General features: G+C 57.4%; 23 protein-coding genes. 21 read left to right on the plus strand and 2 right to left on the minus strand.

Going from position 1 to position 24012, the window contains the following annotated elements:
* The first annotated feature begins 19 nt into the window (after positions 1-19).
* From flgE to flgL, 8 genes are all read left to right on the plus strand, one after another.
* Positions 20-1276, plus strand: coding sequence for a flagellar hook protein FlgE (gene flgE, locus AC1V0D_RS03525; RefSeq protein WP_009090879.1), 1257 nt, complete (start codon positions 20-22; stop codon positions 1274-1276).
* Positions 1277-1296: 20 nt separating this feature from the next.
* Positions 1297-2052 (plus strand): flagellar basal body rod protein FlgF, encoded by a 756-nt coding sequence (locus tag AC1V0D_RS03530; RefSeq protein ID WP_009090878.1) that lies wholly within the window; start codon positions 1297-1299, stop codon positions 2050-2052.
* Positions 2053-2069: 17 nt separating this feature from the next.
* A complete protein-coding gene (gene flgG, locus AC1V0D_RS03535; RefSeq protein ID WP_009090877.1) occupies positions 2070-2852 on the plus strand; it encodes a flagellar basal-body rod protein FlgG in 783 nt (260 codons plus the stop codon).
* A gap of 60 nt (positions 2853-2912) precedes the next feature.
* Positions 2913-3623: a flagellar basal body L-ring protein FlgH gene (locus AC1V0D_RS03540; RefSeq protein ID WP_033736336.1), complete on the plus strand. Its 711-nt coding sequence runs from the start codon at positions 2913-2915 to the stop codon at positions 3621-3623.
* A gap of 9 nt (positions 3624-3632) precedes the next feature.
* Entirely contained in the window at positions 3633-4742 is a 1110-nt protein-coding gene (locus tag AC1V0D_RS03545; RefSeq protein ID WP_009090875.1) for a flagellar basal body P-ring protein FlgI, read from the plus strand.
* Positions 4742-5701, plus strand: coding sequence for a flagellar assembly peptidoglycan hydrolase FlgJ (gene flgJ / locus AC1V0D_RS03550; protein WP_009090874.1), 960 nt, complete (start codon positions 4742-4744; stop codon positions 5699-5701). The genes AC1V0D_RS03545 and flgJ overlap by 1 nt, the downstream gene beginning before the upstream one ends.
* A gap of 125 nt (positions 5702-5826) precedes the next feature.
* Positions 5827-7476: a flagellar hook-associated protein FlgK gene (gene flgK / locus AC1V0D_RS03555; protein WP_058957504.1), complete on the plus strand. Its 1650-nt coding sequence runs from the start codon at positions 5827-5829 to the stop codon at positions 7474-7476.
* A 14-nt stretch (positions 7477-7490) separates the two neighbouring features.
* Positions 7491-8456, plus strand: a complete 966-nt coding sequence (gene flgL / locus AC1V0D_RS03560) for a flagellar hook-associated protein FlgL (RefSeq protein WP_009090872.1) — start codon at positions 7491-7493, stop codon at positions 8454-8456.
* A gap of 179 nt (positions 8457-8635) precedes the next feature.
* Here flgL and rne read toward each other — a convergent pair whose 3' ends face one another.
* Positions 8636-12070, minus strand: coding sequence for a ribonuclease E (gene rne / locus AC1V0D_RS03565; protein ID WP_482906971.1), 3435 nt, complete (start codon positions 12068-12070; stop codon positions 8636-8638).
* Positions 12071-12642: 572 nt separating this feature from the next.
* On the opposite strand from rne, the gene rluC reads away from it, so the two are divergent.
* Positions 12643-13599 (plus strand): 23S rRNA pseudouridine(955/2504/2580) synthase RluC, encoded by a 957-nt coding sequence (gene rluC / locus AC1V0D_RS03570; protein WP_009090870.1) that lies wholly within the window; start codon positions 12643-12645, stop codon positions 13597-13599.
* 11 nt (positions 13600-13610) lie between these two features.
* Here rluC and AC1V0D_RS03575 read toward each other — a convergent pair whose 3' ends face one another.
* On the minus strand, positions 13611-14198 hold the full coding sequence (locus tag AC1V0D_RS03575; protein ID WP_482906972.1) for a Maf family protein: 588 nt from the start codon (positions 14196-14198) through the stop codon (positions 13611-13613).
* A 140-nt stretch (positions 14199-14338) separates the two neighbouring features.
* On the opposite strand from AC1V0D_RS03575, the gene yceD reads away from it, so the two are divergent.
* The 12 genes from yceD to holB all read left to right on the plus strand — a co-directional run bounded on the left by yceD (position 14339) and on the right by holB (position 24010).
* A complete protein-coding gene (gene yceD, locus AC1V0D_RS03580) occupies positions 14339-14860 on the plus strand; it encodes a 23S rRNA accumulation protein YceD (RefSeq protein WP_009090867.1) in 522 nt (173 codons plus the stop codon).
* Positions 14861-14874: 14 nt separating this feature from the next.
* Complete coding sequence (gene rpmF, locus AC1V0D_RS03585) at positions 14875-15045, plus strand: 50S ribosomal protein L32 (RefSeq protein WP_003849870.1); 171 nt, start codon at positions 14875-14877, stop codon at positions 15043-15045.
* Between the two features lie 25 nt (positions 15046-15070).
* Positions 15071-16111 (plus strand): phosphate acyltransferase PlsX, encoded by a 1041-nt coding sequence (gene plsX, locus AC1V0D_RS03590; RefSeq protein WP_009090865.1) that lies wholly within the window; start codon positions 15071-15073, stop codon positions 16109-16111.
* Positions 16112-17065: a beta-ketoacyl-ACP synthase III gene (locus AC1V0D_RS03595; protein ID WP_009090864.1), complete on the plus strand. Its 954-nt coding sequence runs from the start codon at positions 16112-16114 to the stop codon at positions 17063-17065.
* A gap of 16 nt (positions 17066-17081) precedes the next feature.
* On the plus strand, positions 17082-18014 hold the full coding sequence (gene fabD, locus AC1V0D_RS03600) for an ACP S-malonyltransferase (RefSeq protein ID WP_009090863.1): 933 nt from the start codon (positions 17082-17084) through the stop codon (positions 18012-18014).
* Between the two features lie 10 nt (positions 18015-18024).
* On the plus strand, positions 18025-18759 hold the full coding sequence (fabG, locus tag AC1V0D_RS03605) for a 3-oxoacyl-ACP reductase FabG (RefSeq protein WP_009090862.1): 735 nt from the start codon (positions 18025-18027) through the stop codon (positions 18757-18759).
* A 154-nt stretch (positions 18760-18913) separates the two neighbouring features.
* Positions 18914-19150 (plus strand): acyl carrier protein, encoded by a 237-nt coding sequence (gene acpP / locus AC1V0D_RS03610; protein WP_003849865.1) that lies wholly within the window; start codon positions 18914-18916, stop codon positions 19148-19150.
* An 84-nt stretch (positions 19151-19234) separates the two neighbouring features.
* Complete coding sequence (gene fabF, locus AC1V0D_RS03615) at positions 19235-20476, plus strand: beta-ketoacyl-ACP synthase II (protein WP_009090861.1); 1242 nt, start codon at positions 19235-19237, stop codon at positions 20474-20476.
* Between the two features lie 91 nt (positions 20477-20567).
* On the plus strand, positions 20568-21383 hold the full coding sequence (gene pabC / locus AC1V0D_RS03620) for an aminodeoxychorismate lyase (RefSeq protein WP_312828937.1): 816 nt from the start codon (positions 20568-20570) through the stop codon (positions 21381-21383).
* Complete coding sequence (mltG, locus tag AC1V0D_RS03625) at positions 21380-22399, plus strand: endolytic transglycosylase MltG (protein WP_046101601.1); 1020 nt, start codon at positions 21380-21382, stop codon at positions 22397-22399. The genes pabC and mltG overlap by 4 nt, the downstream gene beginning before the upstream one ends.
* Positions 22389-23021: a dTMP kinase gene (gene tmk, locus AC1V0D_RS03630; RefSeq protein ID WP_482906973.1), complete on the plus strand. Its 633-nt coding sequence runs from the start codon at positions 22389-22391 to the stop codon at positions 23019-23021. Before mltG ends, tmk begins: the two co-directional genes overlap by 11 nt.
* On the plus strand, positions 23021-24010 hold the full coding sequence (gene holB / locus AC1V0D_RS03635) for a DNA polymerase III subunit delta' (RefSeq protein ID WP_111207926.1): 990 nt from the start codon (positions 23021-23023) through the stop codon (positions 24008-24010). The genes tmk and holB overlap by 1 nt, the downstream gene beginning before the upstream one ends.
* Positions 24011-24012: the final 2 nt, after the last annotated feature.

Below are 24012 nucleotides of genomic sequence, written 5' to 3' on the forward strand. Positions count from 1 at the left end.
GTAGACAGGAGACACACACATGTCATTTTCCCAAGCGGTCAGCGGCCTTGGCGCTGCCTCTAGTAACCTTGATGTCATCGGTAACAACATCGCCAACTCCGCCACCGCGGGCTTTAAATCCAGCACCATCGCGTTTGCCGATATGTTTGCCGGTTCTAACGTCGGCCTCGGCACGAAAGTGGCGGCCGTGATCCAGAACTTCAACGACGGTGCGACTACCACCACCAGCCGTGGCCTGGATGTGGCGCTGAGCGGTAACGGTTTCTTCCGCATGACCGACAACAGCGGCGGCGTGTTCTACTCACGTAATGGTCAGTTCACCCTTGATGCCAACCGTAACCTGGTTAACACCCAGGGCCTGAACGTGACCGGCTATCCGGCCAGCGGTTCACCGGCTACCATCCAGTCGGGTGCAAACCCGGTGGCGATCCGTATTCCGACCGAGCAGATGCCAGCCCGCGCCACCACCACGGCCGGACTGATTGCCAACCTGAACTCAACGGACACCACGCCATCTGTGACCACCTTCTCGACGGCGAACGCAGACAGCTACAACAAGAAAACCACGGCAACCGTGTTCGACTCGCAGGGTAATGACCATGCGCTCGACATGTACTTCGTGAAAGACACCACCAGCAACAGCTGGACCGTTCATACCATCGACGGTAACACCGGCAGCTCGGCGGGCGACTTCCGCATGACGTTTGATACCAGCGGTAAGCTGACAGGCGTCTCTAAGCTGGATGCAAACGGTGCGGTAGTGAGCACCACCAACGACGGTACCGTTGGCCTGACGCTGAACGTGGGCGGCGCCAATGGCGCGGTCGCGAACCAGCCGATCACCCTGAGCATGCTGGGCAGCCTGCAGCAGAACACCGGCGCCACCACTTTTGGCAGCCCGACACAGGATGGTTATGCACCTGGCGATCTGACCAGCTACGCCATCAATGATGACGGCACCATCACTGGCACCTACTCCAACAAGAAAACCCAGCTGCTGGGTCAGATTGTGCTGGCGAGCTTCTCTAACCCGGAAGGTCTGCAGTCACAGGGCGACAACGTCTGGTCTGCGTCAGGCGCATCCGGTCAGGCAGCAATTGGTCTGGCCAACACCGGAACCTTTGGTTCTCTGACGGCGGGCGCACTGGAGTCCTCAAACGTCGATATGAGTAAAGAGCTGGTGAACATGATCGTGGCGCAGCGTAACTATCAGGCGAATGCGCAGACCATCAAAACTCAGGACCAGATTCTCAACACGCTGGTTAACTTACGTTAATTCGCTAACAGGATTGCCATATGGATCACGCGATATATACCGCGATGGGCGCGGCCAGCCAGACGCTGGATCAGCAGGCGGTCACCGCCAGCAACCTCGCCAACGCCTCAACACCAGGCTTTCGTGCGCAGCTCAATGCGCTGCGCGCGGTGCCGGTGAATGGCTGGTCACTGCCAACCCGCACGCTGGTCGCCGCCTCCACACCCGGCGCCGACATGAGCCAGGGCGCGATGGATTACACCGAGCGTCCACTCGATGTGGCGGTGCAGCAGGATGGCTGGCTGGCGGTGCGTACCGCTGACGGCAGCGAAGCTTATACCCGCAACGGCAATATGCAGATCAGCCCGAACGGCACGCTGACGGTTCAGGGCAATCCTGTGATGGGCGACGGCGGTCCGATTGTGATCCCGCAGGGCACCGAAATCACCATTGCGGCTGACGGCTCCATTACCGGCCTGAATGCCGGTGACTCGCCTAACGCCACGGTTCAGCTGGGTAAGCTGAAGCTGGTCAGGGCCACCGGTCAGGAGCTGCAGCGCAGTGATGACGGGATGTTCCGTCCCACGGCTGCGACACAGGCAACCCGCGGTGCGGCGCTGCAGGCTGACGCCACCATGCAGGTGATGCCTGGCGTGCTGGAAGGCAGCAACGTCAAACCGGTGGAAACCATGGTCGATATGATCGCCAACGCCCGACGTTTTGAGATGCAGATGAAAGTCATCACTAACGTCGACGAAAATGAACAAAAAGCCAATCAGCTCCTGAACATGAGCTAAGGCGCGAGGATAACAACATGATTCGTTCTTTATGGATCGCTAAGACCGGTCTTGATGCGCAGCAGATGAACATGGACGTGATTGCCAACAACCTGGCTAACGTCAGCACCAATGGCTTTAAGCGTTCGCGTGCCGTGTTCGAAGATCTGATGTACCAGACCATGCGTCAGCCGGGCACGCAGTCGTCCGAACAGACGACGCTGCCCTCCGGTCTGCAGATCGGCACCGGTGTCCGTCCGGTCACCACCGAGCGTCTGCACACCCAGGGCAATCTGTCACAGACCAGCAATTCAAAAGATATCGCCATTAACGGCCAGGGCTATTTTCAGATTCAGATGCCGGATGGCACCTCTGCTTATACCCGTGACGGCGCGTTTCAGGTGGATCAGAACGGCCAGCTGGTGACCAACTCCGGTTTCCCGGTGCAGCCCGGCATTACCATTCCGGCTAACGCCACCAGCATCACGGTTTCGCGTGACGGTGTGGTCAGTGTGACGCAGCAGGGCCAGGCCCAGGCTGCGCAGGTGGGTCAGTTAACCCTGAGCACCTTCATGAACGATGCCGGTCTCGATAGCGTGGGTGAAAACCTCTACAAGGAAACTCAGGCATCGGGCGCACCGACTGACAGCACCCCAGGCCAGAACGGCGCGGGTCTGCTCTATCAGGGCTATACCGAAACCTCAAACGTTAACGTGGCGGAAGAGCTGGTCACCATGATTCAGACGCAGCGCGCTTACGAAATCAACAGCAAGGCGATCAGTACCTCTGATCAGATGCTGGCGAAATTAACGCAGATTTAATCCCGAACAGGGCCAGCCCGTGCTGGCCTGAATGACAGACATTAATAAGGTCGTGACGCCGTGGCGAAGCAACAGATTCTCAAGCCTGGACATTGGTTAGTCGCCTCGCTGCTGCTAACTCTTAACGGTTGTGCCCTGGTCCCCCGGACCCCGCTGGTCGAAGGCGCAACCACAGCACAGCCGATGCCGTCCGCGCCACCGGTGGTAAACGGCTCCATTTTCCAGGGCGTCGCGCCGCTTAACTACGGCTATCAGCCGCTGTTTGAAGACCGCCGTCCACGCAACATTGGCGATACCCTGACCATCACGCTGCAGGAAAACGTCAGTGCCAGTAAAAGCTCTTCCGCCAATGCCAGCCGCGATGGCAGCAACAGCTTTGGCCTGAACGCCGTGCCGACCGGTCTGGCGGGCCTGGTGGGTGCCGGTGGCGAAAAAGCCAATATCAGCGCGGAAGGCAAAAACGATTTCGCCGGGAAAGGGGGCGCATCTGCCAACAACACCTTTACCGGCACCATTACCGTTACGGTGGATCAGGTGTTGTCGAACGGCAACCTGCACGTGGTCGGTGAAAAACAGATCGCCATTAATCAGGGCACGGAGTTCATTCGCTTCTCAGGTGTAGTCAACCCACGCACCATCAGCGCCAGCAACGCCGTGTTATCTACCGCTGTCGCCGATGCACGTATTGAGTACGTCGGAAATGGCTATATCAATGAGGCGCAGACCATGGGTTGGTTACAGCGCTTCTTCCTGAACATCTCGCCGATGTAAGAGGTTTCAATGAAAAAGTTAACGCTGTTGCGCGCCGGGCTGGCGCTGCTGCTGGGCGTCAGCCTGCTGGCAAAAGCCGATTTAATTCGTGACTTAACCACCATCCAGGGGGTTCGCGAAAACCAGTTACTGGGCTATGGCCTGGTTGTGGGTCTCGATGGTACCGGTGACCAGACGACCCAGACGCCGTTTACCACTCAGACCGTCAGCAACATGCTGTCACAGCTGGGGATTACCGTGCCCGCAGGCACCAACATGCAGCTGAAAAACGTGGCGGCGGTTATGGTCACCGCAAAACTGCCCGCGTTTGCCCGTCAGGGACAGAACCTGGATGTGGTGGTCTCTTCACTGGGTAACGCCAAAAGCCTGCGCGGCGGCACGCTGTTAATGACGCCGCTGAAAGGGGTCGATAACCAGGTCTATGCGCTGGCGCAGGGAAATATCCTCGTCGGCGGTGCAGGCGCATCGGCAGGCGGCAGCAGTGTTCAGGTTAACCAGCTTAACGGCGGCCGGATTACCGGCGGGGCCACGGTAGAGCGTGAACTGCAGAGCAACTTTGGTTCGCAGAACACCATTAACCTGCAGCTGAACAACGAAGACTTCTCCATGGCGCAGCGGATTGCTGATGCCATCAACGCGCGTGGGGGATATGGCTCGGCTCAGCCGCTGGATGCGCGTACCGTGCAGATCCGCGTCTCACCAAACAATGGCGCGCAGGTGCGTCTGCTGGCCGATATCCAGAACATTAACGTCTCGATTCCGGTTGAAGATGCCAAAGTGATCATCAACTCCCGTACCGGCTCGGTGGTGATGAACCGCGAAGTGACGCTGAATCAGTGTGCGGTGGCGCAGGGCAACCTCTCTGTGACGGTCAACCAGCAGCAGAACGTCAGCCAGCCTGATACTCCGCTGGCCGGTGGTCAGACGGTGGCGACAACGCAGACCCAGATCGATCTGCGTCAGAGCGGCGGTGCGCTGCAACGCGTCAACGCCAGCGCCAACCTGAACAACGTGGTGCGTGCGCTGAATGCGCTGGGCGCTTCACCTATCGAGCTGATGTCGATTCTGCAGTCAATGCAGAGTGCCGGCTGTCTGCGTGCCAAACTGGAAATTATCTGATGGCTGATATGCAATCTGTGATGAGTGCGGCTTACGACAGCCGCTCCCTGAATGAACTGAAACACCAGGCCAGCAACGACCCGAAAGGGCATGCGTTGCAGGTGGCGCGTCAGGTCGAAGGGATGTTTGTACAGATGATGCTGAAAAGTATGCGCGAGGCGTTGCCGCAGGACGGCATTATGAGCAACGAACAGACCAAACTCTTCACCTCTATGTATGACCAGCAGATTGCGCAGGAGATGGGGAAACGCGGGCTTGGCCTGGCGGAAACCATCGTCAAACAGATGCAGCCCGCTGTCGCGCCGGATGAGAAAGCCGGAACGGTGCCGATGAAGCTGGATAACAGCTTCATCCTCAGCACCAGCGGGGCGACGCCGATGCCGGCGCAGCAGCTGGAGCAGATGGTGCGTAAAGCTATGCCGCGTCTGCCTGCCGCTTCGCCAACCGGCCTGCCCAGCGACAGCCGCGAGTTTATCGCGCAGCTGACGCAGCCCGCGCAGGCGGCCAGTCAGCAGAGTGGTATCCCTCATCACCTGATTCTGGCGCAGGCGGCGCTGGAGTCGGGCTGGGGCCAGCGTCAGATCCTGACCCGCGACGGCAAACCGAGCTACAACGTCTTCGGCATCAAAGCGAGTGGCGACTGGAAGGGTGACACAACCGACATCATGACCACCGAATATGAGCAGGGCGAAGCGAAAAAAGTCCGGGCCAGCTTCCGGGTCTATAACTCCTATTTCGAGGCGCTGACCGACTACGTCCGGCTCCTGACGAAAAACCCACGCTATGCGGCGGTCACTACCGCATCCAGTGCAGAGCAGGGCGCGCAGGCGCTGCAGGCGGCGGGCTATGCCACCGATCCTAAATATGCGCAGAAGCTGGTGGGAATGATTCAGCAATTCAAAAGCATGGGCGACAAAGTCGTTAAAGCGTACAGCCAGGATATTGGCGACCTGTTCTGATCATTGCGCCTCAAGTTTCACTTAAGCAAGCCGATAACATCACCATAAGCCAGATGCGTTTTCGCCCGCTGGCGTTCATTCAGATCTCTGCCAGCCCGGTTGACGGGGGAACGTAAGGAACCGAGATGTCCAGCATAATTAACTCCGCGATGAGCGGATTGAGTGCCGCACAGGCCGCCCTGAGCACCACCAGTAATAACATCACGAACTACACCGTGGCGGGCTACTCCCGTCAGACAACGGTGCTGGCGCAGGCAAACAGTACCCTGCAGGGCAACAGCTATTACGGCAACGGCGTAAAAATCTCCGGTGTACAGCGCGAGTATGATGCTTTCATCGCAACGCAGTTGCGCGGTGCCAGTGCCAGCTACAGTGCTGTCGATCTCCAGCATAGCCAGATCTCTAACATTGACGATCTGCTGTCGACCTCGACCACCAGCCTCTCCACCTCCCTGCAGGGCTTCTTTACCAACCTGCAGAACGTGGTCAGCAACGCCAACGATCCCTCGGCGCGTCAGTCTATGCTCAGTAACGCTCAGGGTCTGGTCAGCCAGTTTCAGACCACGGCGCAGTATCTGAACAACATGCAGAACAGCGTCAATTCTGATGTCGCCTCCAGCGTGAAACAGATCAACACCTACAGCTCGCAGATTGCCGACCTCAACCAGCAGATTGCCAAACTGACAAACGGCAACGGTGCCGAACCTAACGATCTGCTGGATAAACGCGATCAGCTGGTTAACGAGCTGAATAACGTGGTTGGCGTCACGGTTTCGCAGCAGGATGGCAATTACACCGTATCCATGGCCAACGGCCTGACGCTGGTGAACGGCTACAAATCCAGCGATCTGGTGGCGATGAACTCCAGCAGCGATCCGACACGCACCACCATCGGCTATGTCGACAAACAGGCGGGCAACGTCGAGATCCCGGAAAAGCTGATCACCACCGGATCGCTGGGCGGTCTGCTGGCGTTCCGCTCTCAGGATCTCGATCTGGCACAGAATCAGCTCGGACAGCTGGCGGCGGCCTTTACCACCAGCTTTAACGACGTGCACAAGCAGGGCTTTGACAGCAACGGCGACCAGGGTGTCGATTTCTTTAACATCGGCACTCCGCTGGTGGTCAGCAACAGCAAAAACAGCACCGCTGCGTCTGTCACCGCCGAATGGACCGATACCAGCGCACTGAAAGCCTCTAACTACACCGTCAGCTATGACGGCACTAAATGGACTGCTACCCGTGCTTCAGACAGCACGGCGGTCACCATTGCGCAGGGAACCGACGCCAGTGGCAACACGACGCTGAGCTTTGATGGTCTGAAACTGACCGTCGCGGCCACCCCGGCACCTGCCGCAAAAGACAGTTTCCTGGTGAAGCCCGTTCAGAACGTCATTAACGACATGTCCGTAGCGATTACCAGTGAATCCCAGGTAGCCGCGGCGAGCGCCGTAGGCGGCGAAAGTGATAACCGCAATGCGCAGAAGCTGCTGAACTTGCAGGATGTGAAGCTGGTGGGCGGAAATGCCACGCTGTCGCAGGCGTATGCGAGCATCGTCAGCACCGTGGGTAACAAAACCAGCTCGCTGGAAACCACCAGCACCACCCAGAAAAGCGTGGTCAGTCAGCTGACCGATCGCCAGCAGTCGGTCTCGGGTGTCAACCTCGATGAGGAGTACGCCAACCTGACTAAATACCAGCAATATTACATGGCTAATGCGCAGGTGCTGCAGACGGCCAGCACCGTGTTTAACGCATTGATTAATATTCGCTAAGGGCAGGAGATAACATGCGAATCAGTACAAATATGATTTTTGACCAGCAGGTGCGCGGCATTACCGACTCGCAGGCCTCCTGGCTGAAGGTGGGTGAGCAGCTCTCCAGCGGTCGCCGTGTAACGAATCCCTCGGATGACCCGATTGCGGCGTCACGCGCGGTGGTGCTGTCACAGACCCAGCAGAAGGGAAGTCAGTATGCGCTGGCGCGTACCTTTGCTGAGCAGGGGCTCTCCCTGGAAGAGAATGCGCTGAAAGGCGTGACCAGCAGTATTCAGAGCGCACAGACGCTGATCATCAACGGTTCAACCGGTACGCTGAGCGACGATGACCGTGGCTCGATCGCCACCCAGCTGGAGGGGATCCGTGCTCAGTTGCTGAACCAGGCAAACAGCCAGGATGCCAACGGACGCTACATCTTTGCCGGTTATAAAACCGACAGCGCACCTTTTGTTGATGGTGCCGGAACCGGCGTCACCTACACGGGCGGCACAGAAGCCATCACCCAGAAGGTCGATACCAGCCGTACCATGACCGTGGCGCACACCGGTGACAATGTCTTTATGTCTATCACCAGCAACGCAACCAAAGAGCCGGATGGCAGCGCCAGCGAAACCAACCTGTTTAAGATGCTGGATAGCGCGATTGCCGCACTGAAAGTGCCGCAGAATGATGCTGACGCCGCAACCAAAAAGACCTTCCAGGACGCCATGGATAAAACCAACCGCGGCCTGGGCAATGCGCTGAATAATGTTTTAACCGTGCGTGCTGAGATTGGTACCCAGCTGTCTGAAATCGATACGCTGAATGCGCAGGGTGATGACCGCGACGTGATCTATAACTCCCAGATGAGTGACCTGGTGAATGTGGATTACACCGAGGCCGCTTCCAGCTACACCATGCAGCAGACGGCACTACAGGCTTCTTATAAGACCTTTACCGACATGTCGAAGATGTCACTGTTTAAGATGAACTCGTAATCTGACCTGAAAATTTGAGCGTACTTTAACCGGATACGCTTATTTTTTCCCACTCTCCCCTCAGGGAGGGTGGGATTTTTTTTGCCTGTGATTTAGCGACTGGCGGAGCAGGAGGACAGAATGGCAGCCATAAAAAAACCCCGGCTAAGGCCGGGGTTCAGATGACAACTGCTGAGAGATTACGGCTTGGTTGCCGGGGCTGTTGCCTGATGCGTGGCGCTGTGACCGCCTGCCGAACCGCGACCGTCGAACTGATACGGTGAACGTACCCAGTCACTGTGCGGAGCCGGTTCTGACTGCCAGGCTGGCGCCGGGGCTTTAGTCATTGGCGCAGAGGCGAAGTGCTTCCAGCGCGTGCCGTCATTCGCTACCGCATCAGCAGCAGGCGCGGCTGCTACCGGCTCGGCTGCGGTCACGGGAGCTGCAGGCGCAACATCGCGCGCGGCAACCGGTGCGTGAGGTTCCTGAACCGGCGCAGTGTCAGCATCAGCTGCGACCGGAGCCTTCAGAACCTCTTCAACCTCGGCAGCAATCGCTTCGCTGACATCAACGGCAGCGTGCTCAGCAACGGCAGCTGGCTGTGCGGTATCCGCAGAGGTCGCAACCGGGGTTTCGGTGGCCGGTTCAGCAGGAACGGCTTCAGCCGCGACCACTTCTGCTTTTGCTTCGTCTGCAGCAGGAACCACAGAAGGCTGCTGATCAACCGGTGCTTCAATAGCGCGCGTGTCGTCAGTGTTCACCACCGGCACGGGCGTTTCTGCCAGTGGCTCGGCCTGCTGTACTGCGGCGTCAGCCTGCTGAACTGGCGCATCGGCTTGCGGCGCAGCCTGCTCTGCAGAGACGTCTGCCTGTACTGCGGATTCAGCCGCAGCCGCGACCGGCAGCGCAGTGGCTTCTGCGCTCTCTTCAGGGCTGTACGCCGGTGTCTCATGCGTCACATTCTGAACCTGCTCTTCGCTGGCCTGGCTTACCGGGTAGCGAACCCAGACTTTACCGGACGCCATCTCAGGCGAGGCTGCTGCCGCAGCCAGAGGCATTGCAGACTGCGTCGGATAACGCTCATCACGGTAACGACGGCGACGTTGTCCGCTGACGCGCAGATGACGCGGTGAACGACGTGAGCGACGCGGCATATTCGCACCGTCGCGGTTCTCGTTGTCATCCTGCTCATCAGTCTGAGCACTCTGCAGCTCAGGCTGCGGCTGAGCAACGTCGGCCGGCTGAGGCTGACGCACTTCGGCAGGCTGCGCATTGTCGCTGGCATCCGCTGCCACAGGCTGACGGTTGTCATCAACGCGGACCTTCTGGTTCAGCTGGCGCGGCTTACGACGCGGCATAACCTGAACGCGTTCCTCTTCCTGTGCGTCAGTTGCTTCCGGCGCATCTGCCACGGCTGACTGCTCAGCGGCTTTGGCGGCTTCTTCACCCGCGCGCTTCTCTTCCTGACGACGACGCTGACGTTCAGCGCGCTGTTCACGGCGCTGTTGCTGCTGCTCTTCACGCTGCTGACGCGCTTCTTCGCTCAGTGCCGGACGCTCTTCGCGAGTCTCGCCAGACTGAGACTGACGCTTGTTGCGGCGATTATCGTTGCCATCACGCGGCTCGCGGCTTTCGCGTGGCTCACGGCTCTCACGCGGTTCACGTGGCTCGCGACTTTCACGCGGTTCACGGCCTTCGCGTGACTGTGCATTGTCACCGTTACGCGGCGTGCGTTCACGACGATTGTTGTTGCGACGGTTGTTATTGTTGCGACGCTCGCCGCCACGGGAGGAACTCTGCTCCTGCTCACTTTCTGCGGCTTTCTGCGGTTCAGCAACGGCAGCGGTCTCAGGCTTAGCAGCAGGGGCTTCTTCGCCCGCGAACATTTTTTTCAGGCCACCCAGCAGTCGTCCGAAGAAACCGGTGCTGACGGTCGCTGACGGTGCCACCGCCGGCGCGCCTTTTGCTGCGGGTTTGCTTTCGGTGCGCTTCGCTTCAGGGGCGACTTCAACCGGGGCCGGCGGCGCATCAGGCATCACAAAGGCAGCCAGAGCTGGCTGCTCAGGACGACGACGCTCAGAGTGCTCCTCATCCGACGGCATCGCCATCTCGGCTTCATGCAACTTCGGCAGGTGATAACTCAGGGTCTGCGTCTCTTCGCCTTTACGCACGCGCAGCACGGAGTAGTGTGGGGTCTGCATCTTGTCATCAGGAACGATGATCGCCCGCACGCCACCCTGGCGTTTTTCAATCGCGTTGACCGCTTCACGTTTTTCGTTCAGCAGGTAAGAGGCCACCTGAACCGGAACTATCGCGTGCACTTCTTTGGTGTTGTCTTTCAGCGCTTCTTCTTCAATCAGACGCAGAATCGACAGCGCCAGCGACTCGTTATCACGAATGGTGCCGGTGCCGCTACAGCGCGGGCAGACGTGGTGGCTGGACTCGCCCAGTGACGGGCTCAGACGCTGACGTGACATCTCCAGCAGGCCAAAACGTGAAATGTGGCTGATCTGAATACGGGCACGATCCTGACGAACCGCTTCACGAAGCCGATTCTCGACGGCGCGCTGATGGCGAACCGGAGTCATATCGATGTAATCGATAACGATCAGCCCGCCCAGGTCGCGCAGACGCAGCTGACGGGCAATCTCATCGGCCGCTTCCAGGTTGGTGTTAAACGCCGTCTCTTCGATGTCACCGCCGCGAGTCGCACGGGCTGAGTTGATATCGATAGCGGTCAGCGCTTCCGTGCTGTCGATGACGATGGAGCCACCGGACGGCAGGCGAACCTCACGCTGGAACGCGGATTCAATTTGCGATTCGATCTGATAGTGGCTGAACAGCGGGATTTCACCGGTGTAGAGCTTGATTTTGCTGCTGAAGTCCGGGCGGCCCAGCGCAGCGATGTGCTGACGCGCCAGCTCCAGAACTTTCGGGTTATCGATAAGAATTTCACCGATGTCCTGACGCAGATAGTCGCGGAAGGCACGCACAATCACGTTACTTTCCTGATGGATCAGGAAGGGCGCCGGACGGCTCTCTGCGGCTTTTTTGATCGCATCCCAGTGCTTAAGACGGAAACTTAAATCCCACTGCAGCGATTCGGCAGATTTGCCGACGCCTGCGGTACGGACGATCAGGCCCATACCTTCCGGCAGTTCCAGCGCAGACAGGGCTTCTTTCAACTCGGTACGGTCGTCACCTTCAATGCGGCGGGAGATACCGCCTGCACGCGGGTTGTTCGGCATCAGCACCAGATAACTGCCCGCCAGCGAGATAAAGGTGGTCAGCGCCGCGCCTTTGTTGCCGCGCTCTTCTTTATCGATCTGAACAATCACTTCCTGACCTTCACGCAGCACATCTTTAATGTTGGGACGGCCATGCGCGTTGTAGCTGGAGGGGAAGTATTCGCGGGAAATTTCTTTTAACGGGAGGAAACCGTGACGCTCTGCGCCGTAGTCGACAAACGCAGCTTCAAGGCTGGGTTCAATGCGAGTGATTTTACCTTTGTAGATGTTGGCTTTTTTCTGTTCGTGTCCGGGGCTTTCGATATCCAGGTCGTACAGACGCTGACCGTCAACCAGGGCAACGCGCAACTCTTCCTGCTGAGTTGCGTTTATTAACATTCTTTTCATCGTGACTTACTCGTTATTCTTTCATGAGTGATTACAGCTGCGGGCATAGTTACCCTGGACGAGTATCAACCGATGGCCCCGTGACTTAGTGCAATGTCGTCAACCTCACGGCTGTCAACCGCGCGAGGGGCGCAAATAACGTCGGTGGCCTGTTTTTCATAAGGGAAAACAGCACCAGATAGTGGAAATGCCTGAGACAATTAAAAAACCCGTGCATCCCATACTGTTGTCCAGGCCGCAACCCGCAGCCCGCTAAGTGCCTGATTTCGCATTACGTCTTACGCCATTGCTGCGTGTCTGCTCAATCCGGCAAAATGACAATTTCGCTCTTTTTCTGCCCTGAAATGCTTCAGGTAAGAAACTCAAGCATTATTCCACTGCTAACCTTCATATAGCAAGGCGACTTTAGCCAGCTTGTGAAGTTTCTTTACATTTAACTTATTAATGTGTCGGACAAAGCAGCGGTTTGCTGAAAAAGCCAGCAGGGAGGCGACCTGCCGCCACATCAACCCCAGAGTTAAGCACAGAAAAAGGGGTGGCGCTATCAGGGGACACTATTTAGAATCGCCGCCATGAAAACAGAGAATCCGGGCGTACAATTTGTCGCCATCACGGCTGAAAATGCCGGACAACGCATTGATAACTTTTTGCGCACCCAGCTCAAGGGTGTGCCAAAAAGCATGGTTTATCGCATCGTTCGCAAAGGCGAGGTGCGGGTGAATAAAAAGCGCGTCAAGCCCGAGTATAAGCTGGAGGAGGGCGATGAGGTTCGCATTCCACCGGTGCGGGTCGCCGAACGCGATGACGAGGCCGTGTCACCGAAGCTGGCAAAAGTGGCCTCACTGGCTGACGCCATTCTGTATGAAGATGAGGCGCTGCTGGTGATGAACAAGCCTTCCGGCACCGCCGTTCACGGAGGCAGCGGGTTGACCTTCGGCGTCATCGAAGGCCTGCGCGCACTGCGTCCCGAAGCACGCTTCCTGGAACTGGTACATCGCCTGGACCGTGACACCTCCGGTATTCTGCTGGTGGCGAAAAAGCGCTCGGCGCTGCGCTCTCTGCATGAGCAACTGCGCGAAAAGGGGATGCAGAAGGATTATCTGGCGCTGGTGCGCGGCAACTGGCCGTCACACCTGAAAGTGGTTCAGGCTCCGCTGCTGAAAAACATCCTGCAGAGCGGCGAACGCGTGGTGCGCGTCAGCAGCGAAGGCAAACCCTCTGAAACCCGCTTTAAAGTCGAAGAGCGGTTTGAGTTTGCCACGCTGGTGAAGGCCAGCCCGGTAACCGGTCGCACGCATCAGATTCGTGTGCATACGCTGCACGCCGGTCATCCTATCGCGTTTGACGATCGCTATGGCGAACGTGACTTTGACAGTCAGCTGGCGGCAACCGGCTTAAATCGCCTCTTCCTGCACGCGGCGGCCCTGACCTTTACCCATCCTGGCACGGGCGACGTGATGCGGGTTGAAGCGCCGCTGGACGAAGGCCTGAAGCAGTGTCTGCTCAGGTTACGTCAGCGCAAAGGGTGAGTGCTCCGGCATCACGCGGTTAAAGGATTGATGCCGGCCTGCTGCAGCATTGCATTGAGCGCAATCAGCGGCAGGCCGACCAGCGTGTTGGGGTCGCGCCCCTCCAGTCGATCAAACAGACAAATTCCCAGCCCCTCACTTTTAAAGCTGCCCGCACACTGAAGCGGCTGCTCTTTCTCAACATAGCCGGTAATTTCTGCCTCGGTTAAGGTGCGGAAATGCACCACAAAAGGTTCACACTCCTGCAGCAGTGTGCCACTGGCGGGGTGGCAGAGTGCCAGACCGGTATAAAACGTGATCGCTTTGCCGCTGGCGGCACGCAGCTGCGCCCGCGCCTTCTCTGCAGTGTGAGGCTTCCCGGTAATCACGCCATCCAGTACACAGACCTGGTCGGAGCCGATAATCCAGTGACTGGGGTAGGTTTCTGCCAGTGCCTGCGCTTTGGCTTTGGCAAGTCGCATCACCAGCGCCTGCGCCGATTCATCCGGCAGCGGCGACTCATCTACTTCTGGCGCAGCCGTAATAAAAGGCAGCCCCAGCTTGCGCAGCAGCGCCTGTCGGAAGGGGGAGGTCGAAGCTAAAAGAATCGATGGCGTCATTTTTTTTCAATAGTAATAGCGAATTGGTGACAGTCATTTTAAACTGTGCGCCGCACTGGATGCGAATAGTGGTTGAAAGATGCTGTTTAACGGCCTTTTTCTTTGACTCTATGACATTACAAAGTTAATATGCGCGCCCTATGCAAAAGGTAAAATTACCCCTAACGCTGGACCCTGTCCGCACCGCTCAGAAGCGCCTTGATTATCAGGGTGTCTACACATCTGCACAGGTGGAGCGTGTGGCCGAGTCGGTCGTTAGTGTGGACAGTGATGTGGATTGTGCCATGTCGTTCGCGGTTGATAGCCAACGTCTGGCGGTACTGACGGGTACTGCTGAAGTTCAGGTGACGTTGCGTTGTCAGCGCTGCAACCAGACCTTTCCCCATCACGTAAAAGTCAGTTTTTGTTTCAGTCCCGTCTCTTCTGAAGAGCAGGCCGAAGCATTGCCGGAAGCGTACGAGCCGGTCGATGTCAACGAATTTGGTGAGATCGATCTGCTGGCGGTTGTTGAGGATGAACTGATCCTCGCGCTGCCGGTCGTTCCGGTGCACGATTCTGAACACTGTGAAGTGTCCGAGGCGGACATGGTCTTTGGTAAACTGCCTGCAGAGGCGGAGAAACCAAATCCATTTGCCGTATTAGCCAGTTTAAAGCGTAAGTAATAGGAGTAAGGTCCATGGCCGTACAACAGAATAAACCCACCCGTTCTAAGCGTGGTATGCGTCGTTCGCACGATGCGCTGACCACTGCTGCTCTGTCAGTAGATAAAGTTTCTGGCGAAACTCATCTGCGTCACCACATCACTGCGGACGGTTACTACCGCGGTCGCAAGGTTATCGTTAAGTAAGTTTCTTGCTTAGCAAGGCGATACCTTGACACGTTTGACCCTGGCGATTGATGCCATGGGCGGGGACTTCGGTCCCTGCGTGACAGTGCCTGCAGCATTGCAGGCACTGGCCTCTCATTCGGAACTATTCCTTCTTCTGGTCGGACATCCCGACACTCTCATGCCATTGCTTGCCAAAGCGGATTCCTCCCTGATGGGGCGTTTGCAGGTTATCCCTGCCGAATCGGTTATTGCAAGTGATGCGCGGCCCGCTCAGGCCATCCGGAACAGTCGCGGCAGCTCAATGCGTGTGGCGCTGGAGATGGTGAAAGAGGGACGTGCCCAGGCCTGTATCAGCGCCGGTAATACCGGGGCTTTGATGGGGCTGTCGACACTCTTATTAAAACCGCTGGATGGCATTAAGCGTCCGGCGCTGATGTCCGTTTTGCCGCATCAGCAGCAGGGTAAAACGGTGGTACTCGATCTGGGCGCGAATGTGGACTCAGACAGTGCGATGCTGGTGCAGTTTGCCGTGATGGGTTCCGTGATGGCCGAGTATGTACTGGGGATTTCACAGCCCCGTGTTGCATTGCTCAACATCGGTCATGAAGAGACCAAAGGGCTGGAAACGATCCGTGACGCCGCGGTTATGCTGCGAGAATCACCGCACATCAACTATATTGGTTACCTCGAAGGTAACGAGCTGCTGACCGGTAAAACCGATGTCATGGTCTGTGACGGTTTTGTCGGGAACGTCACGCTGAAGACGATGGAAGGCGTGGTAAGAATGTTTCTTTCTCTGCTGAAGTCCTCAGGGGAAGGCAAAAAACGGTCATGGTGGCTTCAGTTGCTGGGGCGCTGGGTTCAGAAACGTCTGGCAAAGCGCTTCGGGCATCTCAACCCCGACCAGTACAATGGCGCTTGTCTGTTAGGATTGCGCGGAACAGTGATCAAGAGTCACGGCGCAGCAAATCAACACGCCTTCGCCGTGGCGATAGAACAGGCAGAGCAGGCGGTGAGGCAGCAAATTCCCGAACGAATTGCTGCGCGCCTTGATGCTGTATTAGCCAGGAGTGACAAAGCCTAGATGTATACCAAAATTATCGGTACGGGCAGTTATCTGCCCAGCCAGGTTCGCACCAATGCCGATCTGGAAAAAATGGTGGAGACGTCGGACGAGTGGATTGTTACCCGTACCGGCATCCGTGAGCGTCGCATTGCTGCACCTGACGAAACCGTCGCCACCATGGGATTCAGCGCCGCTCAGCGCGCGCTGGAAATGGCCGGCATTGAGGCGAACGACGTTGGGCTGATCATTGTCGCCACAACCTCTTCCAGCCATGCCTTCCCGAGCTCCGCCTGCATGATCCAGCAAATGCTGGAGATCAAAGACTGCGCGGCGTTTGACCTTGCGGCCGCCTGCGCCGGTTTCACCTATGCACTGAGCGTGGCCGATCAATACATCAAAAATGGCGCCGTAAAACATGCGCTGGTGATTGGTGCTGATGTGCTGGCGCGTGCGCTGGATCCGGAAGATCGCGGCACCATCATCCTGTTCGGTGATGGCGCGGGTGCGGTTGTGCTGGGCCAGAGCGAAGAGCAGGGGATCATCTCTACCCATCTGCACGCCGACGGTCGCTATTCGCAGCTGCTGACCCTGCCTTATCAGGATCGCGCGCATCAGGATCAGCCTGCCTATGTCACCATGGCGGGCAACGAAGTCTTTAAAGTCGCCGTAACCGAGCTGGCCCACATCGTTGACGAAACGCTGCAGGCCAATAATCTCGATCGTGAAATGCTGGACTGGCTGGTGCCGCATCAGGCTAACCTGCGCATCATCAGCGCCACCGCGAAAAAACTCGGCATGACCATGGATAAAGTGGTCGTCACACTGGATCGCCACGGCAACACCTCTGCCGCCTCGGTGCCAAGCGCACTGGACGAAGCGGTTCGTGATGGCCGCATCAAACCCGGACACCTTATTCTGCTGGAAGCCTTTGGTGGTGGATTCACCTGGGGTTCTGCGCTGGTTCGCTTTTGATTGACAGGAACGAAAGATGACGCAAATTGCATTTGTTTTTCCCGGTCAGGGTTCACAGACCGTGGGCATGCTGGCTGAATTAGCAGCCACTTATCCGCAGGTTGAAGAGACCTTCCGTGAGGCTTCTGACGCGCTGGGATACGATCTGTGGCAGTTAGTCAGTCAGGGTCCGGCTGAAGAGCTGAATAAAACCTGGCAGACTCAGCCAGCCCTGCTGGCCGCCTCCGTGGCTATCTATCGTGTCTGGCAGGCGCAGGGCGGCGAACAGCCCGTTCTGATGGCTGGTCACAGCCTGGGCGAGTACTCGGCACTGGTGTGTGCAGGCGTGCTCAACTTCGCTGACGCGGTGAAACTGGTTGAGCTGCGCGGCAAACTGATGCAGGAAGCGGTGCCGGAAGGCACGGGCGCAATGCAGGCGATTATTGGCCTGGATGACGCCGCTATCCGTCAGGCCTGTGAAGAGAGTGCTCAGGGCCAGGTTGTTTCGCCGGTAAACTTCAACTCGCCAGGCCAGGTGGTCATTGCGGGTAACAAAGAAGCCGTTGAACGTGCAGGCGCTGCCTGTAAAGCAGCGGGTGCCAAGCGTGCCTTACCGCTGCCGGTCAGCGTGCCTTCCCACTGCGCACTGATGAAGCCTGCTGCCGACAAACTGGCGGTGGCGCTTGAAGGCATAACGTTTAATACGCCAGCGGTGCCGGTCATTAATAATGTCGATGTCAAAGCAGAATCCGATGCGTCGGCTATCCGCCATGCGCTGGTTCGTCAGCTTTACAGCCCGGTTCGCTGGACCGAGAGCGTGGAAGCGATGGCAGCACAGGGCGTGACACACCTGCTGGAGATGGGTCCGGGCAAAGTCCTGACCGGTCTGACCAAACGCATTGTCGATACCCTGACCGCTGCTGCCGTGAACGATACGGCTTCACTGAACGCTGCACTCGGAAAGGAATAAGAGGAAAATCATGAGCTTTGAAGGTAAAGTTGCGCTGGTTACCGGCGCGAGTCGCGGCATTGGTCGTGCGATTGCAGAAACCCTGGTGGCACGCGGTGCCAGAGTCGTCGGAACTGCAACCAGCCAGAGTGGCGCCGACGCCATCAGTGCTTACCTTGGCGACAAGGGCAAGGGCCTGTTACTGAATGTGACTGACGCTGACTCCATTAACAGCGTTTTAGAGAATATTCGCGCTGAATTTGGCGAAGTGGATATTTTAGTCAATAATGCAGGCATTACGCGTGACAATCTTCTCATGCGCATGAAGGACGATGAGTGGCAGGATATCCTGGATACTAACCTCACATCGGTATTCCGCCTTTCTAAGGCGGTTCTGCGTGCCATGATGAAAAAGCGCGTGGGCCGTATCATCACCATTGGTTCCGTTGTCGGCACCATGGGTAACGCGGGCCAGGCAAACTACGCAGCAGCAAAAGCGGGTTTGATTGGCTTTAGCAAATCACTGGCGCGCGAAATCGCGTCACGTGGCATTACCGTCAACGTCGTGGCTCCAGGCTTTATTGAGACTGACATGACGCGGGCACTGAACGAAGATCAACGTTCCGGTATTTTGGCGGAAGTGCCAGCGGGTCGCTTAGGCGAAGCGCAGGAAATCGCCAATGCTGTGGCATTTTTAGCCTCTGACGAAGCAGCCTACATCACAGGTGAAACGCTGCACGTCAATGGCGGAATGTACATGGTCTGATAAATCACGAAATCATTTGCATTATTTGCGGTTAAAACCGCAAAATAACGCAAAATCGTGGTTAGACCAGCCGGGATTTTGTTGCATCTTTTTCACCATTTTATACACTACGAAAACCATCGCGAAAGCGAGTTTTGATAGGAAATTAAATAGTATGAGCGATATCGAACAACGCGTTAAGAAAATCATCAGTGAGCAGCTGGGTGTGAAAGAGGAAGAAGTCACCAACTCTGCATCTTTCGTAGAAGACCTGGGTGCCGATTCTCTTGATACCGTTGAGCTGGTGATGGCTCTGGAAGAAGAGTTTGATACTGAGATTCCAGACGAAGAAGCTGAGAAAATCACTACCGTTCAGGCAGCGATCGACTACATCAATAGCCATAAAGGCTAATGAATATCTTCAGGCGGTCGCTCGACCGCCTGATTTTTTTGTTTGTCCCACATAGTTCCTATTTCCCCTCCCTGGAGGACGAACGTGTCTAAGCGTCGTGTAGTTGTGACTGGTCTTGGCATGTTGTCTCCTGTCGGCAATACCGTAGAGTCTACCTGGAGTGCTCTCCTTGCCGGTCAGAGCGGCATTACCCTGATCGACCATTTTGATACCAGTGCTTATGCAACGCGTTTTGCAGGTCTGGTAAGAGATTTTAATTGTGATGATTTCATCTCGCGCAAAGATCAGCGCAAGATGGACGAATTCATCCAATACGGCATCGTGGCTGGTATTCAGGCCATGCAGGACAGCGGTCTGGTTGTGACCGAGGAAAATGCAGGCCGTATGGGCGCAGCGATTGGCTCCGGCATCGGTGGCCTGGGTCTGATTGAAGAGAATCATACTTCCCTGGTCAACGGCGGCCCGCGCAAAATCAGTCCATTCTTTGTGCCTTCAACCATCGTTAACATGGTGGCGGGTCATCTCACCATCATGTATGGCCTGAAAGGTCCGAGCATCTCTATTGCGACAGCCTGTACTTCTGGCGTCCATAACATCGGTCATGCTGCACGTATCATCGCCTATAACGATGCTGACGTGATGCTGGCAGGTGGCACAGAGAAAGCCAGTACGCCATTGGGCGTGGGCGGTTTTGGTGCTGCACGTGCGCTCTCAACCCGTAACGACAACCCGCAGGCGGCAAGCCGTCCGTGGGATAAAGATCGGGATGGTTTTGTGCTGGGCGACGGTGCCGGTATCGTGGTGCTGGAAGAGTACGAACACGCGAAAAAACGCGGCGCGAAAATCTATGCAGAAATCGTCGGTTTCGGCATGAGCAGCGACGCTTACCACATGACATCACCACCGGAAAACGGTTCTGGTGCGGCGGCAGCGATGGTCAACGCGCTGCGTGACGCTCAGCTGGATCCGGCGCAGATCGGCTACGTTAACGCGCACGGCACGTCAACGCCGGCCGGTGACAAAGCGGAAGCGCAGGCAGTGAAATCCGTGTTTGGTGCGGCGGCACAGAGCGTGATGGTCAGCTCGACTAAGTCGATGACCGGTCACCTGCTGGGTGCGGCAGGCGCGGTGGAGGCGATCTACTCGATTCTGGCGCTGCGCGACCAGGCGATTCCACCGACCATCAACCTCGACAATCCGGATGAAGGCTGCGATCTCGACTTCGTGCCTCATACCGCACGTCAGGTTACCGGCCTGGAATACACGCTGTGTAACTCCTTTGGCTTTGGCGGAACCAACGGTTCGTTGATTTTCCGTAAAGTGTAATCGGTGTTGATGCGTAAAAAGGCCCGCGATGCGGGCCTTTTTTTATCCTGCAGAATGCGCTGAAATCACACGTCATCCCCGGGAGAGAACGATGTGGATTAACGGTATCAAACAATCAACGCTGGCAGCCAGCGACCGTGGCCTGCAGTTTGGCGACGGCTGCTTTACCACCGCGGCTGTGCGTCAGGGTAACATTCTGCTGCTGGAGAACCACCTTCAGCGGCTCAGGCAGGGCTGCGAACGGTTATGGATCGGCGGCATTGACTGGCTTCAGCTCGAGGCTGAGATGAAACAGGCCGCGCAGGGGCAGGAGCAGGCCGTTCTGAAAGTGATTATCAGCGCCGGTAGCGGCGGACGCGGATACAGCCGGCAGGGCTGCGCCGAACCCACACGGATTATTTCGCTCGCGCCCTGGCCGCACCATTACGCCACGTTGCAAGAGCGCGGTGTGTCTCTCAGCCTCAGTCCGGTTCGTCTGGCGCGTAATCCTCTGTTTGCCGGTATCAAACATCTTAATCGCCTGGAGCAGGTGCTGATCAGGGCTCATCTTGACCAGACAGACGCCGACGAGGCGCTGGTGCTTGACACTGAAGGTTGGGTGGTGGAATGCTGTGCGGCCAATTTATTCTGGCGTCACGGCACGCAGATTTACACCCCCGATCTGTCAGAATCGGGCGTGGATGGCATTATGCGGCGGAGTCTGATGGCACAACTCGCGGCGGCAGGTCAGGCTTGCCAGGTCATAAAAAGCGAACTGGCGCAGTTGCTGGACGCCGATGAAGTGGTGATATGTAATGCGCTGATGCCGGTTCTGCCGGTCCGACAGATAGAAGCGTCGCACTTTACTGAACGCTCGCTGTTTAATCAGTTGCTCGCAAGCTGTGAAAAGATAATGGATGCATCATGAGTCGAAGCAAAAAAATTCTCGCCGCTCTGCTGGCGATAGTGGGTCTCGCCGCGGTTGTCAGTTACTGGCAGGTTAAGCAGTTTGCGGCCACCCCTTTAACACTGCATCAGGAAACGATCTACACGCTGCCTGCCGGTACGGGACGGGTGGCGCTTGAAGCGCAGCTGGAAGAGCAGAAGATCATACCTGAGAGCATCTGGTTCGGTGCGCTGCTGAAGCTGGAGCCGGAACTGGCGACGTTTAAGGCGGGAACCTATCGCCTTGAGCCGACCATGACGGTGCGTTCGCTGTTACAGCTGCTGGCCAGCGGTAAAGAAGCCCAGTTCCCGTTGCGGTTCGTGGAAGGTCAGCGACTGAAAGAGTGGCTGAGTGAACTGCGCAAGGCACCCTATATCCGGCATACCCTGAAAGACGATCAGTTCGCTACCGTTGCCAGCGCGCTTAACGTGCCAGCGGATCAGCTGGAGGGCAACTTTTTCCCCGATACCTGGCTCTACACGGCGAACACCACCGATGTTTCGCTGCTGCAGCGTGCACATGAACGCATGAAAAAAACCATTGAGGAAGTGTGGCAGGGCCGGGCAGACAATCTGCCCTATAAAACGCCGCAGGATCTGGTCACGATGGCCTCTATTATTGAAAAAGAGACCGCCGTCAGCGCCGAGCGTGCGCGGGTTGCGTCGGTCTTTATCAATCGTCTGCGCACCGGGATGCGCCTCCAGACCGATCCCACCGTGATCTATGGCATGGGCGACAGCTACACCGGAACGCTGACCCGCAAAGATCTGGAGACGGCCAGCAGTTACAATACCTATATGATTAATGGCCTGCCGCCTGGCCCGATCGCCATACCGGGTAAAGCCTCGCTGCAGGCAGCGGCCCATCCGGAAAAAACCAACTATCTCTACTTTGTGGCGGATGGCAAGGGCGGGCATACCTTTACCACGAATCTTGCCAGCCATAATAAGGCGGTGCAGGTCTACCGGCAGACGCTTAAGGAAAAAAATGGACAGTAAGTTTATCGTCATTGAAGGCCTGGAAGGCGCCGGAAAAACCACCGCTCGCGACGCTATCGTCGCCACGCTGCGCGCCCGGGGCATCACCGAGCTGGTCTTTACCCGGGAGCCGGGCGGAACGCCGCTGGCGGAACAGCTGCGGGTGCTGGTCAAGCAGGGGATTGAGGGTGAACAGGTTACCGATAAAGCGGAACTGCTGATGCTCTACGCTGCTCGGGTTCAGCTGGTGGAAACCGTGATCAAACCGGCGCTGGCGCGCGGGGCCTGGGTGATCGGCGATCGTCACGATCTCTCCTCTCAGGCTTATCAGGGGGGCGGACGGGGACTCGACAGCGATCTGATGCAGACGCTGCGCAGTGCGGTACTCGGCGACTTCCGTCCGGATCTGACGCTCTATCTGGATGTGACACCTGAGATCGGTCTGCAGCGCGCCCGGGCACGCGGCGAACTGGACCGCATTGAGCAGGAGTCGCTGCGCTTCTTCGAACGCACCCGTGCGCGCTACCTGGCGCTGGCAGCCGCGGATCCGGCCATCCTCACGATTGATGCCACGCAGGCGCTGCCTGATGTGACAGCGTCACTTCAGGCAGCGCTGGATACGTGGCTGGCGGAGCAGGCGTGATGAACTGGTATCCGTGGCTGAACCAGCCTTACCGCCAGATCATCAGCCAGCATCAGGAGAATCGCGCTCACCATGCGCTGATGATCCATGCGATGACGGGCATGGGCGATGAGGCGCTGGTCTGGGGAATGAGCCGCTGGCTGATGTGTCAGCAGCCGGATGGCCTGAAAAGTTGCGGCCAGTGCCACGGTTGCCAGCTGATGCAGGCCAATACGCACCCGGACTGGTACCGGCTTGAGGCGGAGAAAGGTAAATCCACGCTGGGCATTGATGCAGTGCGGCAGGTGACAGAAAAAATGTACCACTTTGGTCAGCAGGGGGGGGCAAAAGTCGTCTGGCTGCCGGATGCGGCACAGCTTTCGGAAGCGGCGGCCAACGCCCTGTTGAAAACGCTGGAAGAACCCCCCGCTAACAGCTGGTTCTTCCTCAGCAGCCGCGATCCGTCACGGCTGCTGGCAACGCTGCGCAGTCGCTGCATGACGCTGCACCTGACGCCACCGGATGAAGGGCAGAGCCTGCTCTGGCTGAAGAAGCACGCCTCACAGGATGAAGCGATGCTGCTGGCGGCGTTACGCCTGAGCGCGGGCGCGCCCGGTGCGGCGCTGAGCCTGCTGGACACCGGGCCGTGGCAGGCCAGACAGAAGCTCTGCGACGCGCTGCCTGCGGCGTTACAGCATGACATCCTGCAACTGCTGCCTGTGCTGAATGCAGATGATGCGGCAGCACGCATTGGCTGGCTGATTTCATTACTGCTGGACGCCATGAAATGGCAGCAGAATGCGGAGCAGTGGCTGAGCAACATCGATCGCCAGGATGTGGTGGCCTTACTGGCCAGCCACTTTTCAGCCAGCGCGCTCAACAACACGGCCCGGACCTGGATGCGCTGCCGTGAACAGCTACTGCATGTGGCGTCAGTCAACCGTGAATTATTGCTGACCGATCAGCTCCTGAGCTGGGCAGATAACCAGAAGCCCGCCCTGATCGGCTAAAT

Source organism: Pantoea sp. PA1, assembly GCF_056856975.1.